This is a genomic window from Butyricicoccus pullicaecorum DSM 23266 (assembly GCF_900167005.1).
GTDB classification, from domain to species: Bacteria; Bacillota; Clostridia; order Oscillospirales; family Butyricicoccaceae; genus Butyricicoccus; species Butyricicoccus pullicaecorum.
Genome location: NZ_FUXW01000004.1, coordinates 85,954 through 101,864, shown reverse-complemented (window position 1 = coordinate 101,864; position 15,911 = coordinate 85,954). Strand labels below are relative to the sequence as shown.

The 15,911-nt window shown below is 51.2% G+C and carries 16 protein-coding genes, 3 tRNA genes and 1 other RNA gene; 15 read left to right on the top strand and 5 right to left on the bottom strand.

The genetic code is table 11. The features are described 5' to 3' along the window. Positions 1–13 precede the first annotated feature (13 nt). Together B5D52_RS09555 and B5D52_RS09550 are read right to left on the bottom strand one after the other, a co-directional pair. The gene (locus tag B5D52_RS09555; protein ID WP_016147150.1) at positions 14–1,207 is read right to left on the bottom strand and encodes a sigma-70 family RNA polymerase sigma factor; all 1,194 of its coding nucleotides are present in this window, start codon (positions 1,205–1,207) and stop codon (positions 14–16) included. Positions 1,208–1,238: 31 nt separating this feature from the next. Further along, positions 1,239–2,354, bottom strand: coding sequence for a DUF6076 domain-containing protein (locus B5D52_RS09550; RefSeq protein ID WP_016147149.1), 1,116 nt, complete (start codon positions 2,352–2,354; stop codon positions 1,239–1,241). 173 nt (positions 2,355–2,527) lie between these two features. Here B5D52_RS09550 and B5D52_RS09545 point away from each other — a divergent pair, with 173 nt between their 5' ends. The 13 genes from B5D52_RS09545 (at position 2,528) to B5D52_RS09485 (ending at position 12,863) form a co-directional block, all read left to right on the top strand. After that, positions 2,528–3,124 carry a CHC2 zinc finger domain-containing protein gene (locus B5D52_RS09545; protein WP_016147148.1) on the top strand — a complete coding sequence of 199 codons (597 nt, stop codon included), beginning with the start codon at positions 2,528–2,530 and terminating at the stop codon, positions 3,122–3,124. Then, entirely contained in the window at positions 3,117–4,412 is a 1,296-nt protein-coding gene (locus B5D52_RS09540; protein WP_016147147.1) for a DNA primase family protein, read from the top strand. Before B5D52_RS09545 ends, B5D52_RS09540 begins: the two co-directional genes overlap by 8 nt. A gap of 422 nt (positions 4,413–4,834) precedes the next feature. Next, complete coding sequence (locus B5D52_RS09535) at positions 4,835–5,056, top strand: LLM class flavin-dependent oxidoreductase (protein ID WP_016147146.1); 222 nt, start codon at positions 4,835–4,837, stop codon at positions 5,054–5,056. Positions 5,057–5,407: 351 nt separating this feature from the next. Then, positions 5,408–6,673 (top strand): plasmid recombination protein, encoded by a 1,266-nt coding sequence (locus B5D52_RS09530; protein ID WP_016147145.1) that lies wholly within the window; start codon positions 5,408–5,410, stop codon positions 6,671–6,673. A gap of 19 nt (positions 6,674–6,692) precedes the next feature. After that, the gene (locus B5D52_RS09525) at positions 6,693–6,998 is read left to right on the top strand and encodes a hypothetical protein (RefSeq protein ID WP_016147144.1); all 306 of its coding nucleotides are present in this window, start codon (positions 6,693–6,695) and stop codon (positions 6,996–6,998) included. After that, the gene (locus B5D52_RS09520) at positions 6,995–8,746 is read left to right on the top strand and encodes a recombinase family protein (RefSeq protein WP_016147143.1); all 1,752 of its coding nucleotides are present in this window, start codon (positions 6,995–6,997) and stop codon (positions 8,744–8,746) included. Before B5D52_RS09525 ends, B5D52_RS09520 begins: the two co-directional genes overlap by 4 nt. Before the next feature lie 299 nt (positions 8,747–9,045). Next, a tRNA-Leu gene (locus tag B5D52_RS09515) sits at positions 9,046–9,131 on the top strand. Between the two features lie 19 nt (positions 9,132–9,150). Then, positions 9,151–9,236: transfer RNA gene (locus tag B5D52_RS09510), tRNA-Leu, on the top strand. A gap of 299 nt (positions 9,237–9,535) precedes the next feature. After that, entirely contained in the window at positions 9,536–10,588 is a 1,053-nt protein-coding gene (locus B5D52_RS09505; protein ID WP_016147142.1) for an S-layer homology domain-containing protein, read from the top strand. A gap of 111 nt (positions 10,589–10,699) precedes the next feature. Then, on the top strand, positions 10,700–11,014 hold the full coding sequence (locus B5D52_RS09500) for an ArsR/SmtB family transcription factor (RefSeq protein WP_016147141.1): 315 nt from the start codon (positions 10,700–10,702) through the stop codon (positions 11,012–11,014). An 86-nt stretch (positions 11,015–11,100) separates the two neighbouring features. Then, positions 11,101–12,102, top strand: a complete 1,002-nt coding sequence (locus B5D52_RS09495; protein ID WP_016147140.1) for a permease — start codon at positions 11,101–11,103, stop codon at positions 12,100–12,102. A 15-nt stretch (positions 12,103–12,117) separates the two neighbouring features. Next, on the top strand, positions 12,118–12,450 hold the full coding sequence (locus B5D52_RS09490; RefSeq protein WP_016147139.1) for a thioredoxin family protein: 333 nt from the start codon (positions 12,118–12,120) through the stop codon (positions 12,448–12,450). Beyond that, on the top strand, positions 12,447–12,863 hold the full coding sequence (locus tag B5D52_RS09485; RefSeq protein ID WP_016147138.1) for an arsenate reductase ArsC: 417 nt from the start codon (positions 12,447–12,449) through the stop codon (positions 12,861–12,863). The genes B5D52_RS09490 and B5D52_RS09485 overlap by 4 nt, the downstream gene beginning before the upstream one ends. Positions 12,864–12,916: 53 nt before the next feature. Here the strand turns inward: B5D52_RS09485 and murD are convergent, their stop codons facing one another. Next, positions 12,917–14,293 (bottom strand): UDP-N-acetylmuramoyl-L-alanine--D-glutamate ligase, encoded by a 1,377-nt coding sequence (gene murD, locus B5D52_RS09480; RefSeq protein WP_016147137.1) that lies wholly within the window; start codon positions 14,291–14,293, stop codon positions 12,917–12,919. 127 nt (positions 14,294–14,420) lie between these two features. Here murD and rnpB point away from each other — a divergent pair. Continuing rightward, positions 14,421–14,759, top strand: an RNA gene (gene rnpB / locus B5D52_RS09475) — RNase P RNA component class A. 36 nt (positions 14,760–14,795) lie between these two features. On the opposite strand, the gene B5D52_RS09470 is transcribed toward rnpB, so the two are convergent. Then, positions 14,796–15,251, bottom strand: a complete 456-nt coding sequence (locus B5D52_RS09470) for a low molecular weight protein-tyrosine-phosphatase (protein ID WP_016147136.1) — start codon at positions 15,249–15,251, stop codon at positions 14,796–14,798. A gap of 128 nt (positions 15,252–15,379) precedes the next feature. Between B5D52_RS09470 and B5D52_RS09465 the strand changes: the two genes are divergently transcribed. Next, a complete protein-coding gene (locus B5D52_RS09465) occupies positions 15,380–15,595 on the top strand; it encodes a PF20097 family protein (RefSeq protein WP_016147135.1) in 216 nt (71 codons plus the stop codon). A 214-nt stretch (positions 15,596–15,809) separates the two neighbouring features. Here B5D52_RS09465 and B5D52_RS09460 read toward each other — a convergent pair. Continuing rightward, positions 15,810–15,895 (bottom strand) — tRNA-Leu (locus B5D52_RS09460). Positions 15,896–15,911 lie beyond the last annotated feature (16 nt).

The window sequence follows — 15,911 nt, the reverse complement described above, 5'->3', positions numbered from 1 at the left end:
TAAAATATGGGAATCATATTTCAAATATCATTACCCCATCCTTGGGCAGATTATGATTTGGAGAAGTTTGCAGATGATAGATTACCTGTTTTGCAAATTTCTTACTTACCGTCGAATCCCACTCTGCCAACCGGATGATCTCCGCTGTTCCAGCCTCAAAATCAAACGAAATCTCACCCCATTCGCCGTCGTTGTCCACCTGATACAGGTAGACAGCGGCGGCGATTTTCTTTTTGCGTTTGGTCTGGGATTTGCGTTTTAGGCGAATTATGTGAAGCACTCCGGCTTCTGTCAGCAGACAGGCCAAGTGTTCCACAGCTTTGCGGTAGGCCCGTTCTGCACCACTGGCTGTGCTGCCCTCAAAGAGGACCGCCAATTCTTCAAAGGTCAGTCGGGTGCTGATGGGACTGACCCTACCACAGGTCATACAGATGGCGTTTCTCTTTTCCAAAAGTGTCTGCTCCCGGTAATTCAGCTTTTCAAACGCTTCTCGGACAGCTTCAGCCTGGATGCCGTTCCATAGAATCTCCGTATAGTCCCAATGGTCATCCCGGCTGACATCCTCGCCGGTTTCTTCGCTGTCCTCATCCTGAATGGTCTGATAAAACGGAACACGGCTGCGATTTTGCTTGGCCAATGCCAAAAACTTTGCTGCGGTTTCCTCGGTACAACCGTTTTTCTGGGCATATTTCTGGATTGCCGCCTGTTCAGACTGACCGGATTGATTATAGAGCCAAGCAATCCCACGCACAGCTTTGTACTCATCCACATTTTCGAAGGAACCGGCCTCCTCCTGCATCCGGCAGGTCAAAAGGGCATTCCCGATAAAATGATGGGCATAGGTCAGAAAATCCGCCCCTTGTGCTGGATTGTATCCCCTGAGACAATCCAGCATGGCAAGTACACAGCCCATTTTGTAGTCCAAAAATCGTTCCGGGTCATAGCGATCCAGCCCCTCCCGCAGCAGGAAACGGTGAATACGACCATTGAGCCGGTTTTCATAACAGTGCAGGAAAAAGGAAAACCAGCGCAACTTACGGCTCCGTACAGCCTCCAGAATATAATCATTCATGTTTTCCCGAACAGGCGGTTCCGGGTCAAGCTGAAAGATGCGTTCCGCTTCCCGCATGGTCAAGCCCTTGGGTTCGGTCAGAAAGCCGTATTTGGCACAGTAGCCGGACAGCTCCCATGTCCACACTGTATCCATTTTTCCTCACCGCCTTTCTGATGTTTCGCCGCTATTTCTTTTGTACTGCTTTCAAAAGTGCCTGCTGAGTCATTTCCTGCTCATAGACAGTGCTGGCATAGCGATGATCCGAAAGCGCACGGAGCATCTTATCCTTTGCCAGCTTTTTCATAGCTGCTGCCGTCTCTTCATCCAACTTTCCCCGGCGGGTGCTTTGCAAAATGGAGTTCATCCGGCGGGTATAAATGGCCTTGATAGGGTGATCGTCCGCAAGCTCACGTTGTTCCCGGCCTCTCAGATTGCCGATTTGCCGGCAAGTCCGTCCCCGCTGGTCGCCGGGGGCCAGACCACCGCAGTATTTGGTATGCCGTGCATCAATGGTAAGAAACCATCTACCGCAGATGGGGCATTTCTTAGGTGCATGGCCCACACAAAGCCCCTCAAATAAGTCAGAACGGAACATCCCCACAAAGGAGACATAGTGCATCCGTTTGACCAGCTGTGGCTCCGTCTTTCCGGGCCGAACGGCGGCTACATACTGCACCGAAGCATTGGTCAGGGTCATCCAGGCTGGGTTATCCAGCGACAGAGTTGGCTCACCTTTGAAGAACTGTCCGAACATTGCAGCATAACCGTCCGGAGTACGGTCATAGTCTGGCTCATTCAAGCGCTCTGCATATTTCGTCAGAGCCTCCTTGTATTGCCCCAGAGAATAGCTCAAATGCCCCAGCACCTGCGCTATTCGGACGAGCATGGTTGCCTTGCTATGCTGACCAGTCAATGCACAAATCAGCTGCTCCTGCTGCGTAAGCTGCAAATAGGCTTTTGCGTCCTCCATATATTCTTCGGAAAAGATGGCTGCAAGTTTTTGCTCAAAATAGCTCCGATTCAGGCGGGAGAACGGTGGTGTCGCCTGCAAAAAGGAGATGATCTCGCCAGCGGCCTGCTGCACCTGCGGCAGCAGCTCCATATCCACGGAACCGGTGTTCATCCCCTGAAGCAGCTGGTTCAGCACATTGCAGGGAGTATCCAGTTTTTCAATGGTACTGTCCGGGATGTTCAGCACCTCGCAACCAATGGTTCCTGTGGGCATGGTACACCCCTCATAGTTCACGGTGTCCTGCCAGAAATCCAGCGACAAAACCGCATGGTTGATGATCTGATCCATCTTCTCCCTCCTGTCATGTTTTTTTATTTTTATAATAGCACACAATTAAATTCTTGTCATGTTTTTTGAAAATGCCTTGTCATGCCATTCGCCTGTTTTTTTCGATTTTCCCCATAACCTATACAGAGGGGTGAGAAAACTGCCCCATCAAAAAGGAAATGGAGGGAATCGGTATGAATCTGTTTGAAGTGGTGAAAGCCAGTATCAACACACAGGAAGCAGCGCAGGCGTATGGAATTGACGTCAACCACTATGGCATGGCACTGTGTCCGTTCCATAATGACCGTCGCCCGAGCTTGTATGTATCGGATGACCACTACCACTGTTTCGCCTGCGGGGAACACGGGGATGTGATCGATTTGACCGCCAAACTGTTTGACATTCGGCTGTATGATGCGGCCCGAAAACTGGCGTCGGACTTTCACCTTGCGCCGGACAAGCCCTTGCCGGAAGCCATTCGCCGGAAAAAGAAACACAACACCAAAGCACAGCAGCTTCGTGAGAACGAGCAGCTGTGCTTTTCTGTTTTGAACCAGTATCGGCGGTTGCTCCTGGATTGGGAAAAACGGTATGCACCACAAGCGCCGGAAGATGTGTTGGACGAGCGGTTTGTGGAAGCCTGCCACCGGCTGCCCTGGGCAGAGTATCAGTTGGATATCCTGCTGCAAGGCGATTCCTATGAACGAAGCGAAGTCGTGAGCGAACTAACGGCAGACGGATACATCCGCAAATTACAGACCCGACCGAGAGAGGAGCGATACCATGAATAACCCTGTTTGGATCGATGATAAAGGGAAAATTGTCGAGCCGGAATACTGCCGGGATTTTCTGTCCCGGCATCCCATGCGCTGCATCAACGACCGCTTTTATACGGTGGATGGACCGTTGCCGGATGAGAGCAAATTGAAGCGGACAATTTATGAGGAAATCTCGCCCTGGCTTCATGCCAAGGTTGCACAGACGGTGGAGCAGATAATCAAAGCGTTGAAGCTGGCGGCATACACAGACCCGTTGCCCCTGCAATGTGACCGCATCCATGTGGCTAATGGCACTTATTTTCTGGACGGTACATTCACAGAGGAAAAAGAGTACTGCAACAACCGCCTGTCGGTGCCTTATCGGGCAGATGCTCCTGCACCGGAACACTGGCTGCGCTTCCTTTCGGAATTGTTGGAACCGGAGGACATTCCCGCCTTGCAGGAGTATCTGGGCTACTGCCTGATTCCGTCCACCAAAGGTCAGAAAATGCTCATGCTGATTGGCAAGGGCGGCGAGGGCAAAAGCCGGATCGGTGTGGTGATGAACGCCATTTTCGGGCTAAACATGAACACCACTTCCATCCAAAAGATAGAAAACAACCGTTTCGCCAGAGCCGACTTGGAGGGCAAGCTGCTCATGGTGGACGATGATCTGGACATGAACGCCTTGACCAAAACCAACTACGTAAAATCCATCGTAACAGCGGAACTGCGGATGGATTTGGAACGGAAGAAAGAACAGAGCTATCAGGGGCAGCTGTATGTGCGTTTTCTCTGCTTCGGCAACGGGGCATTGACTGCACTTCACGACCGCAGCGACGGTTTCTTTCGCCGCCAAATCATTCTGACCACCAAAGACAAGCCTGCGGATCGGTTCGATGACCCGTTTCTTGCTGAAAAACTGATTGCCGAAAAAGAGGGAATCTTCCTCTGGATGCTGGAGGGGCTGCGGCGGCTGATCGCCAATCGCTATCACTTTACCATCAGCCAGAGAGCCAAGGACAATATCACTTCCGCTGTTCGGGATGCTAATAACATTCTGGACTTTCTCGATTCTGAGGGTTATGTGGCATTCAAGGCCGATTATGAAGCCAGCACCAAAAATCTGTATGCAGCGTATAAGCGGTGGTGTGAGGACAACGCAGAAAACCCACTGTCCCCAAAGAGCTTCGCAAACCAGCTTAGCCAAAATGCTGAACGCTACCATTTGGAGCCGGTCAGCAATCTGCACATCGGCGGCGGAAAGCGGTGCCGGGGATATATGGGTATTTATGTCCTGCTCTCGCCTATGGAATTGTAATAAAACTTCAAAACCTCCTGTTCGTGCGTTCATGCGTTCCGGATTGGGTGCAGCTTTTGGAACAGAGGAACACACGAACGCAAAAAATCAAAGTTCATTTTTTATTGTTCGGCTCAGATGGCGCTCTAAAATCCGCACTTCATATGAATGGTTGTGCAAACAGTGAAAAACACTACCGTAAACAGAACACAAATCATCATTCAGTGATTTACAGAACGGTGATGGTGGTATGCGGAAAGGTGGTTGTTTTTACGGCTTTACTTGCAAGCCCACCTAATCGCAAAGTCGATAGGGTACTGTTGCGGACAGTTCTTCATGGACACAATCCTGAGTGATTTTTTGAATCTTATCTGTGTTTGCTGAGCAGTGCAGCGAATATGCTCCACAGCAAACCAGCTTTACGAAAGAATGAGGTGTTTTCTATGAAATCCAATTTGAGAAATGAAATCAAGTCGTACATCGTGCGTTCCGGCTGCACGATGCAGGAGGTCGTTGACCGGCTTTCCGAGGATTACGGCTGGAGCGACAGCGTTTCCAACCTGTCCAACAAGCTCCAGCGGGAGTCTCTGCGGTATGTGGAGGCGGTTCAGCTTGCTGATGCTCTCGGCTATGACCTTGTATGGCAGAAGCGGAGAGAGAAATGATGCCCGCCATTCTTACCCGCCGTACCTCCCGTCTCCATCGAAAAATCCACAGATTTGGAGATGGATGGCAGAGTGGATTTGCAAAATCTGCTCTGCCTGTGAGCGGCAGAATTGAAGCAATCAAGAGTGCGGAGAGACTGTCGGTCACACCGCCTTTTGAGGATTTGGGTGCCACACACAAGCCTCTAAAGGCGGCAAGGTATCCGCAGATGCCGCATTCCCCCTCGGAGAGCCCACGGCACTTTGCAGCCCTTCGGGATGAAAGTGTCATAGTGGGTTATTACACTTCCCGCAGGAAGTGCATCCCCGTCCCCCAGCCGTCTGCCGCACAATGGAAAGGAGCTGATTTTTATGGCAAGAAACGATGGAATCGACCGCACCTTTGCCCGTAACCAGGACTTGCCCACCCTCGATGATGTGGCGAAGGTGCAGGAGCATAACGAACGGGAAAAGGACAGCTACTCCAACCAGGATATTGATACCTCCCAGACCTACCGGAATATCCACTTCAAGGCTCCCACCGACAGCTATGCTGCTATGTTCGATCAGATGATTGCCGATGGTGTCATCTCCACTCGTGGTCTGAAAGCCGATGCGGTGAAATATGGGGAACTGATTTTTGATGTGAACTCCGCTTATTTCCACAACCACGGCGGCTACGAATATGCTAAGCAGTTCTACACTGACGCATACAAAGCCGCCGTGGAAATCGTGGGTGGTGAGCAGTATATCCTCTCTGCTGTTATGCACGCCGATGAGCGCAACCGGGCCATGTCGGAAGCTCTGGGGCAGGATGTATACCACTACCACCTTCATGTGGTCTATGTCCCGGTGGTGGAAAAACAGATTCTCTGGTCGAAGCGGTGCAAGGATAAATCTCTTGTGGGTACAGTCAAGGAAACGATCATGCAGGTCAGCCGCAGCAAAAAGTGGGAGTCAAAAGTTGCTCTGGATGAACAGGGCAATCCGCTTCTGACCGCCAAGGGCAAGAAAGTCCTGCGAACATCGTACAGTGTCCTGCAAGACGATTTCTTCAACTATATGAAAGCTGCCGGATATACCGATGTGGAGCGTGGAGAGCGTGGCAGCACTGAAGAACATCTGACTGTGACCCAGTTCAAGGTGGCACAGGAGCAGCAGCGGCTGGAAGATGTGACCGCTCAAATCGCTCAGACAGAGCAGGCGCTGGACACTGTACAGGCTGCCGTTGAGAAAAAGCAGAAGGAACTGCAATCCCTGCAAAAGCAGACCAAAGAACAGCGAACCACCGCCCTGACCGTACAGGAAATCCGCTCCATGGGGAAAAAGACGATCACCGGCAATATCACTCTGACCCCATCCGAGTGCAGCACACTCAAGGATTATGCGGTCAATGGGATTCTTGCCAAGGCAGAAAACAGCCGCTTGGAAGATAAGTTGCAACAAGCGCAAAAGAGTGCCGCTGTCTGGAAACAGCGATATGAATCGCTAAAAGAACAGGTACGGCCTTATCTGGAAGCTGTCAAGCTCGCACCCGAAAAGGTGCGGGCTTTTCTTGATGCTATTTTGACCCGTACCTGGCAAACAAGGCAGCACGATCAGCCTTCCCGCCGCAAGTCGCAAGATATGGAACTTTAACAGAAAGGAATTTTTGCTTATGACCAATCTGACAACAAAACTCAATAAGCTGGTGCTCGATAATGCTCCTTCGAAAAAGCTGATTAACGCTTGTGCCGAAATCGATATTGAATCCTGCTTTGACCCGATTTTTGAACCGCCGATTGATTTTCTGGAAGAATGCCGGAAACGCTGGGAAAACCGGATGAATCCGTTCACCGGTACGGTGGAACGGAAAATCGGAAATACCTGGTATCTGCTGGAAACTGTATGTGACGGAAATGAGCCGCTTACCCACAAGGTAAAACGGCTCATTTTCTCGGATAAGGAGGCGCTTTGTTCATGACACAGACTCAAATTCATGCTACAATATCACCATGCACACCGATTCTGTCAGCTGACCCAACCGTAAAGGAGGACGCTATGTTGGATCAGCAGAAAATCACCATCCTGTACTGTCGCCTCAGCAATGAGGATGCACTGGATGGAGAATCAAATTCGATACAGAATCAAAAAGAGTTTTTAACCCGGTACGCAGCCGAGCATGGCTACACCAACCTGAAAATTCTGGTGGATGACGGATATACGGGAACCAATTTTGACCGCCCCGGCGTACAAGAAGGCTTTGCACTGGTTAAGCAGGGGCTTGTCGGTTGCTGGCTGGTCAAAGATCTCAGCAGGTTTGGCCGAGATTACCTGACCGTTGGGCAGTACACAGACATCATTTTCCCCAGCTACGATGTGCGTTTTATCGCCGTCAACGATGGTGTGGACAGTGAACGAGGCGACAGCGACGGCTTTGCCGCTATTCGTAATTTGTTCAACGAATGGTATCCACGGGACACCAGCAAAAAAGTCCGGGTTGTATTCCGTCAGAAAGGCACCAGCGGAAAGCATCTGGGAAAACCGCCCTATGGTTATCGCACTGACCCTGCCGATAAAGACCATTGGATCATTGACGAGGATGCCGCCCCAGTAGTCAAGCGCATCTTTGACCTGGCTATTGGCGGCAAGGGGCCGGAACAGATTGCCCGTATACTGGAGAAGGATAAGGTGCTGACTACCAAGGCGCTGTATGCTAAACAGTCGGAAAACCATCCTGACCCGAAAAAGCGGAAGAAGATGCCTGAGCGCCCTTACCATTGGATTGGTCAATCGGTTGTGGGTATTCTGGAACGGATGGAGTACACCGGCTGTACCTGCAATTTCAAGACCTATTCCAAGTCCTACAAGCTGAAAAAGCGGATTCCCAATGCAATCGAAGATATGTGTATCTTCCCTGATACGCAGGAAGCAATCGTTTCTCAGGCTCAGTGGGACAGGGTGCAGGAGCTGCGAAAAAACAAACGCCGTCCCACAAAAGCGGAACGGCAGGGATTATTCTCCGGGCTTCTGTTCTGTCCCGATTGCGGGAACAAGCTGCACTTTGCTACCTGCAAGAGCTTTGACGGCAAGCAAGACCATTATTTATGCTCCAGCTACAAAAGCGGCCGAGGCACCTGTTCTGCCCACTATATCCGGGAAGATGTACTGCGGGAACTGGTGTTGGAACGCATCCGTGCGGTCAATGCCTATATCCGGCAGGACGTGGAGGGCTTTCAGGAGGAGTGGCTGCAATGCCGCCGTTCCGATCAGGAACGCAACATCTGTGAAGATCGGAAACGAGTGGAACAGGCCAAGAAGCGGCTGGCTGACTTGGATGTTCTTCTGTCCCGACTTTATGAGGATTTTGTCCTGGGCGATCTGAGTAAGGAGCGGTATAAGAAAATGACCGCCGATTACGAGGCAGAACAGGAACGGTTAAAACTCGAAATTGAAGTGACGGAAGAATGGCTGGAAACGCAGGAAACCATGAGTGCAGATGTAGATGCCTTTGTTGCCCTGACCCAGAAGTATGTGGATGTTCCGGAATTGACGCCTACGATAGTCAATGAGTATATCAAGAAGATTGAGGTGTTTGCGCCGGACAAATCCAGCGGCAAGCGGGTACAGAAGGTAAAAATCTATTTCAACTTCGTGGATGATGTAGAGATTCCTGTGATTTCCGAGCCTGTTGTTGCGAAATCTACCCCTGGACGCAGAAAAACGGCGTGACCATTGCGGTCACACCGTTCTCTGCCCCTCGCAAAGCTAAATAGTACCTTATCACTATTAAGCCTTGTTTTGGGTGCTTTTTTCATACAGTATTTTATATTTTTTCAAGACTGTGCAAAAGCATACAAAAGAAAGCGAAAGGGTGGAATTGCTTGCAGATGGTTGATTGTAATGTACAGAAACAGTAAAAAATAGAAAATTTGAAATAAATAAAATTTTTGTGGAAATATGCTTGACAATTTTGGGGATATACCGTATAATATAACACGTCGCCGAGGAAAGCGACTCGAAAAGATGACGCGAGTGTGCTGGAACTGGTAGACAGGCACGTTTGAGGGGCGTGTGCTCATAAGGCGTACGGGTTCAAGTCCCGTCACTCGCACCACATTCGAAAAAATAAATATGCAGATGTGGCGGAATGGCAGACGCGCTAGCTTCAGGTGCTAGTGCTCGCAAGGGCGTGTGGGTTCAAGTCCCACCATCTGCACCAAAAATCCCGAATGCGACAGCGTTCGGGATTTTTACTTATTACTTATTCGCTTTTCACTCTTCATTATCTCTTCTGTCTTCACGGGATTTTTGGAGGGAATAGGTAATAGTGAAGATGGAAGAAGTATAGTATACCGATTGTGCGGTGCTTCAAGATCAAAGACTGTTATAAAGGGACACCAAATGGTGTCTTTTTATTATAGCCTTAAGCCTTTCTTGACTTTTGAATCAGAGGGTATACGATAAAAGTAAATACATCGTTCATGCTTTTGTGATTTGGGTAGGATAGGAGGCGTTAGCATGAAACGAACGCTGGGCATTGCAATTCTGAGTGCACTGATCCTTACAGGAACAGCAACAGCAGCAACTGAAATTCAGCAGCAGGACGCGATATTTCTGGCCGAGCTTGGACTGTTTCAAGGTACCGAACAGGGTTACGAGCTTGACCGCACAATGACCCGTGCTGAGGGTGCAGTTATGCTCGTCCGTCTGCTTGGCGGGGAAGCGGAAGCCAAGGTAAGCACGTACCAGACACCGTTTACTGATGTTCCGGACTGGGCGCAGCCTTACATTGGCTGGCTGTATGAAAACAAACTGACGAACGGCACATCCAAAACTACCTACAGTCCCAATGATCCCATGCATTTTGAGCAATACGCATGGTTTACTGGACGTGCTGCAGGTTTTACCGACAATGATGTCGCAGCGGGCAAAACGCACTTATCCGCTGAGGCCTACCGGCGCGAGTATGGCAGCGAGATCACACGCGGGCAGGCAGTGGCCTTATCCATGGACACGCTATACGCGCAAATGAATGGTGAGACCAGAACGCTGGCTGACCGTTTGATCGAGCAAGGCATCTTTACCCAAGAAAGTTGGGACAGTGTTAAGAAGGACTTTGAGTGCGCAAAGGGAATTGTTCAAACACCGGACGCGGTGAGCACATCGGCATTGCCGCCCTGTCAGTTCCAGACAGTAGATGGTGTGCAATATGCGATTGATTACGCACCAGATAGCGCGGTGATTTCACCTGCACCGGTGTCCGATGTACCGGACTGGACGTTTCACGGTGGGCGCACGGTGTATCGCAGCACGGATGGTAAACTCTGGATCCGTATTTTTCAATTACCGGATAATACACCTGTGCGGATCGGGGATGTCCTCGCTTTTGATGGTACAAGCCTGACGTTCACGGTGCTGGCAGACCCTGGCAGCACAAAATACATGAACTATGTCTTACAGATTGAGGCGACACAGGAACGCGCGACGCTGGTTGACTTGCCGGGTGTGACCTGGAAAAAAGAGCAATCGATGCGTGCAATTCAAGCCTGGCTAGATGAAAACTGGTCATAAAGTGAGAGGGGAGCGGTCAAACGCTCCCTTCTTTTTATAGGATAGGGTTGACAAATGGCCCGAGCACGCATATACTAAATACATCAAAACTTTTTAATGTGAGGTGATTGCGTGGAAGTATATCAGGAGCAGGCCAAGGTGTTTAAAGCTTTGTGCGATCCCAAGCGCCTTTCCATTCTCGAACAGCTGCGCAGCGGAGAGAAGTGTGCTTGCGTGTTACAAGAGCCGCTCGCGCTGACGCAGTCGGGTTTATCCTATCACATGAAGATTTTGTGTGATTCCGGGCTGGTGGACAGCCGACAGGAAGGGAAGTGGACGCACTACCGACTGAGTGCACAGGGGCAGGAACGTGCAGTACAGCTGCTGCTTGCGCTCACGACACCGAATGCAGACAGTGCACCGAGCTGTTCGACATGCGGCAAGTAAACGCCATCGACAGGATGGCGTTTCTTACGGCACAAAACATCAAAAATTTTTGATATGAGATAGATACCGGAAAGTGAGGTTTTTCTATGGTCGTATGGCAATTCATCCAAGACCAGATTTTAGGGATGAAGTGGCTGAATGCACTGATCGGCAAGGGATTATCCGCCGTTGGGCTGGATATCGCTGGTCGTATGGGCGGCAGTATACAATTCTTCCTATATGACGTCATTAAGATCACCGTTTTACTCTGCGTGTTGATTTTCGTCATCTCGTATATCCAGAGTTACTTCCCGCCCGAGCGCAGCAAACGCATTTTGGGACGATTTCATGGATTAGGTGCGAATGTCGTGTCCGCGCTGCTCGGCACGGTCACGCCGTTCTGTTCGTGTTCATCCATTCCGCTGTTCATCGGGTTCACCAGTGCCGGTCTGCCGGTCGGTGTCACATTTTCCTTTCTGATTTCGTCACCGATGGTTGATTTGGGCAGTCTGGTACTGCTGATGAGCATTTTCGGCGCGAAAGTTGCAGTCCTGTATGTGATTGTGGGTCTAGTGATTGCGGTAATAGGCGGTGCGATCATTGAGCGGCTGCACATGGAGCGATATGTTGAGCAATTTATCCTTTCTGCAAGCAGTGTGGACTTGGAATCGCCCGATTTGACCCGTCGTGAGCGTGTGATTTACGCGAAAGAGCAGATGCAGGGCACCTTCCGCAAGGTATTTCCGTACATTCTGATTGGCGTAGGCATCGGTGCGGTGATTCACAACTGGATTCCGGAAAGCTGGATTGAGACCGTTCTGGGCAGCGGCAATCCGCTGGGTGTTGTGCTGGCAACGCTGGTCGGTGTGCCTATGTACGCGGATATTTTTGGAACCATTCCGGTCGCCGAGGCGCTTCTGACCAAGGGCGCACAGTTGGGTACGGTGCTGTCGTTTATGATGGCAGTCACGACGCTGTCTCTGCCCTCGCTCATTCTGCTGCGCAAGGCGGTCAAGCCCAAGCTGCTCGGCTTGTTTATCGGCATTTGTGTGGTCGGAATCATTTTGGTTGGATATCTGTTCAACGGATTGCAAATCTTTTTGGTATAAATGGAGGTATTGACGATGGGACTGTTTGGAAAGAAGAAAAAAGAGCAGACTTGCAGCTGCGGCGGAGCTTGCACGGCTTCGGCTGCTGAGAACGCGGATGCAGCGGTCAAGGTACTGGGATCGGGCTGCGCCAAGTGCAACGAACTGGAGCAGGCGACGCGCGAGGCGCTTGCTGAGCTGGGCATGGACACGACGATTGCGCACGTCACCGACTTTGCACAGATTGCGGCATACGGTGTGATGACCACGCCGGCGCTGGTGGTGGACGGCAAGGTGGTGTCGTACGGTAAGGTGCTCAGTAAGGATCAGGTCAAGGCGCTCATTGAGCAGGCGAGAGGTGCAAAATGAATCAAAAGCCCAAGGTAGCATTCGTTTGTGTCCATAATTCCTGCCGCAGTCAGATGGCGGAAGCGCTTGGAAAGCTGCTCGCAAGCGATGTGTTTGACAGTTTTTCTGCCGGTACCGAAACCAAACCGCAGATCAATCAGGATGCGGTGCGGCTGATGAAGGAGCGCTACGGCGTGGACATGGAGCAGACCCAGTACAGCAAGCTGCTGTCCGACATTCCGCCGGTTGATGTGGTCATCACGATGGGATGCAACGTACAGTGCCCGAATCTGCCCTGCAAACATCGGGAGGACTGGGGACTGGATGACCCGACCGGGCAGCCGGATGAAGTATTTTTGGATGTCATGGAACGTATCCATGAAAAGGTGAGCATGCTCAGAGATCATTTGGCGCAGTCTGACGGTATACTGTGAGCATAAAAAGACGGCTCGATCGTTGAGATCGAGCCGTTTGCATTTTTGGGGGATTATACCAGCTTGTTGACCAGTTCCTTGAATCGGTCACCGCGCTCCATGAAGTTCTTGAAGCAGTCGAACGATGCGCTTGCCGGGCTCATGATGACCACATCACCCGGCTGTGCAACTGCATTGGCAGTGCGTACCGCAGCGGCCAGGTCGGGAACATCGATGATTTCGGGCTTCTGTGCGCAGTCGGCCTGCTCGACACAGGCGCGAATCTTGGGTGCAGTTGCACCGGTGAGCAGCAAGGTCTTGACGTGCTCACAGATGGGCTTGCCCAGCACATCATACGGAATGTGCTTGTCGTAACCACCTGCAATCAGAATCAGCTTCTGGTCGAAAGAGTTGAGGCCTGCAATGGTGCGGGTGGGGCTGGACGCGATAGAATCGTTATAATATTTGACGCCTTCGAACTCGCGTACAAACTCAATGCGGTGCTCAACGCCGCCGAAGGTCTTGGCAACTTCGACAATGTCGCTGTCCTCGCACAGACCCTGTACAATGGCAGCCGCCATCATCACGTTAGAAACATTGTGTGCACCCGGGATGCGGATATCAGCCGCCTCCATCAGCATGCGATCCTGACCGTTCTCGGCAATGTAGATCACGCCATCGCGCAGGTAAACGCCGTTTTCCGGCTTTACAATCTTGCTGCACGTCATAACATTGTGACCGGTGCCGATGTCCAGTACGCGCGTCACGCGATCATCGCTGTTGAGTACCAGACGGTCACCCGGCTTCTGATGGGTAAAAATGCTGGTCTTAGCATCCACGTACTCGTCAAAATCCTTGTGATAATCCAGATGATTGGGGGTCAAGTTGGTGATGGCCGCGATAGACGGACTAAACTGCATGCCCATCAGCTGGAAGGAGGACAACTCGACGATAGCCAGATCGTCCGGCTGCATAGTGCGCACCTCGGGCAGTAGGGGCTTGCCGATGTTGCCGCCCAGATGGCAGGTGCGACCGGCGTGCTTCAGAAATTCGTAAGTCAAAGTGGTCGTAGTGGTCTTGCCGTCCGAACCGGTGATGCCGATGATCTTGCACGGGCAGACCTGGAAAAACAGCTCCATCTCGCTCGTTATGATGCCACCGCGTGCGCGGACAGCCTCGAGCGACGGATGACCCGGATGTAAACCGGGGGTACGGAAGACAATGTCTTCGGTCAGTTCGTCCAGATAGTGCTCGCCCAAAATGGTCTGTGCACCCAGCGCGGTCAGCTTGTCATACTGCTCGCCCAGCGCCTCGGCGGTCTTTTTATCGTGTACGGTCACCGTGATGCCTGCTTCGCGCAGCAGCGATACGAGCGGCATATTGCTCACACCTGCGCCGATGACCGCGACTTGCTTGTCTCGAATGCTTTCTAAATATTGATCCAGTGTCATGATCCAATACCTCTCCCTTTGGTCTTCGTTTATTTTACTCCCTCCAGCTGGATATTTCAAGTTTTTGGGCAGGATTTCAACATTTATAATTGACGAATGAGGCACTTTTAGCGTATAATAAAAATCGCGAGTAATCCTGACGGTCGCGTACCGGCTCGACTGGTATGAGGAAAGTCCGGGCTGCATAGGGTAAGGATAGCAGATAACGTCTGCCGAAGGCAACTTCAGGAATAGTGCAACAGAGATATACCGCCAGAGTTTGTGCTCTGGTAAGGGTGGAAAGGCGAGGTAAGAGCTCACCACGCCCCATGGTAACATGGGGGGTCTGTAAACTCTATCCGCAGCAACATCGACAGGAGCTATGACTGACCCGGTCGCTCCGACTGATGGCTTGAGGCGTGCGGCGACGTGCGTCCCAGATAGATGATCGTCCACGACAGAACCCGGCTTACGGATTGCTCGTACCATGAAAAAAGAGACACCGATCGGTGTCTCTTTTCTTTTACATTTCCTGCGTGAGCTGCTCCAACAGCGCCTTGCAGCCGGACAGAACATCGGTAAAGGTCTGGTCGAAGTTGCCGGTGTACCACGGATCGGCAACCTCGCGGGACACACCGGTGTAATCCATCAGCATGCGGATTTTATCGTCGGGATCACCGCCGCAGATGCGGCGCATGTTGCGGATGTTGGCAGAGTCCATGCCGATCAGCAGATCGAATCGATCATAGTCCTGACGGTTCATCTGTCTGGCGGCGTGACCGGCACTGCCGATGCCGTGCTCAGCCAGTTTGCGGCGCGCAGGGGGATAGACCGGATTGCCGATCTCCTCGGTGCTGGTCGCAGCGGATGCAACCTGAATTTGATCGCCCAGACCGGCCTTTTCCGCCAGATCACGCATAACAAACTCGGCCATTGGGCTGCGGCAGATATTGCCGTGGCACACAAAAAGTATCTTCATTTCTTTATCCTCCTGTTTTGGACGCAACGCTGTATTTGCTGTCAGTATAGCATAGGTCGTGCCTTGAACGCAAACTCACTTGACGTGTATGTGAAAAAGCATATCATATATATAAAGGAGGCGAGACGATGAACTGTCCGTTTTGTCTGCAGGAGATGGAGGACGGTGTTCTTCAGAGCACGCACGGCATGTATTGGCTGAAAGAACCGGTGCGTTTTCCGATAAAGCCGTCAAGCAAGAAGGAAGCGCAGTCGGTGTTTACTATGGAGACTGCGCGGGATTTTCCGTTCATTCGCGGGCATCGATGTCCGAATTGTCACGCCATTGTGATCGATTCTGAGTGAATAAATCGGTGCAAAACAAAAAGACACCGCTGAGTGTCCTTCTCATAACAATCTTTGATCTTGCAGCGCCGCACGAGCGGCATACGATACTTCTTCACTCTTCACTATTACTTATTCCTTCCAAAAATCCCGAGAGAGCGGGAAAGGTGAGAGAAGAGTGAAAAGTGAATAGGGAATAAGTAAAAATCCCGAGCGCGGTTGCATTCGGGATTTTTGGTGCAGATGGTGGGACTTGAACCCACACGCCCTTGCGAGCACTAGCACCTGAAGCTAGCGCGTCTGCCATTCCGCCACATCTGCGAATATAAACTTGAAG

What these genes read in the sequence shown, in the direction of transcription:
- B5D52_RS09535 (WP_016147146.1), top strand. Translation starts at nt 4,835, where the DNA reads ATGAAATCCAATTTGAGAAATGAAATCAAGTCGTACATCGTGCGTTCC.
- B5D52_RS09550 (WP_016147149.1), bottom strand. Translation starts at nt 2,354, where the DNA reads ATGGATCAGATCATCAACCATGCGGTTTTGTCGCTGGATTTCTGGCAG.
- B5D52_RS09540 (WP_016147147.1), top strand. Translation starts at nt 3,117, where the DNA reads ATGAATAACCCTGTTTGGATCGATGATAAAGGGAAAATTGTCGAGCCG.
- B5D52_RS09525 (WP_016147144.1), top strand. Translation starts at nt 6,693, where the DNA reads ATGACCAATCTGACAACAAAACTCAATAAGCTGGTGCTCGATAATGCT.
- B5D52_RS09490 (WP_016147139.1), top strand. Translation starts at nt 12,118, where the DNA reads ATGGGACTGTTTGGAAAGAAGAAAAAAGAGCAGACTTGCAGCTGCGGC.
- B5D52_RS09520 (WP_016147143.1), top strand. Translation starts at nt 6,995, where the DNA reads ATGACACAGACTCAAATTCATGCTACAATATCACCATGCACACCGATT.
- B5D52_RS09470 (WP_016147136.1), bottom strand. Translation starts at nt 15,251, where the DNA reads ATGAAGATACTTTTTGTGTGCCACGGCAATATCTGCCGCAGCCCAATG.
- B5D52_RS09555 (WP_016147150.1), bottom strand. Translation starts at nt 1,207, where the DNA reads ATGGATACAGTGTGGACATGGGAGCTGTCCGGCTACTGTGCCAAATAC.
- B5D52_RS09505 (WP_016147142.1), top strand. Translation starts at nt 9,536, where the DNA reads ATGAAACGAACGCTGGGCATTGCAATTCTGAGTGCACTGATCCTTACA.
- B5D52_RS09495 (WP_016147140.1), top strand. Translation starts at nt 11,101, where the DNA reads ATGGTCGTATGGCAATTCATCCAAGACCAGATTTTAGGGATGAAGTGG.
- B5D52_RS09485 (WP_016147138.1), top strand. Translation starts at nt 12,447, where the DNA reads ATGAATCAAAAGCCCAAGGTAGCATTCGTTTGTGTCCATAATTCCTGC.
- B5D52_RS09465 (WP_016147135.1), top strand. Translation starts at nt 15,380, where the DNA reads ATGAACTGTCCGTTTTGTCTGCAGGAGATGGAGGACGGTGTTCTTCAG.
- murD (WP_016147137.1), bottom strand. Translation starts at nt 14,293, where the DNA reads ATGACACTGGATCAATATTTAGAAAGCATTCGAGACAAGCAAGTCGCG.
- B5D52_RS09545 (WP_016147148.1), top strand. Translation starts at nt 2,528, where the DNA reads ATGAATCTGTTTGAAGTGGTGAAAGCCAGTATCAACACACAGGAAGCA.
- B5D52_RS09530 (WP_016147145.1), top strand. Translation starts at nt 5,408, where the DNA reads ATGGCAAGAAACGATGGAATCGACCGCACCTTTGCCCGTAACCAGGAC.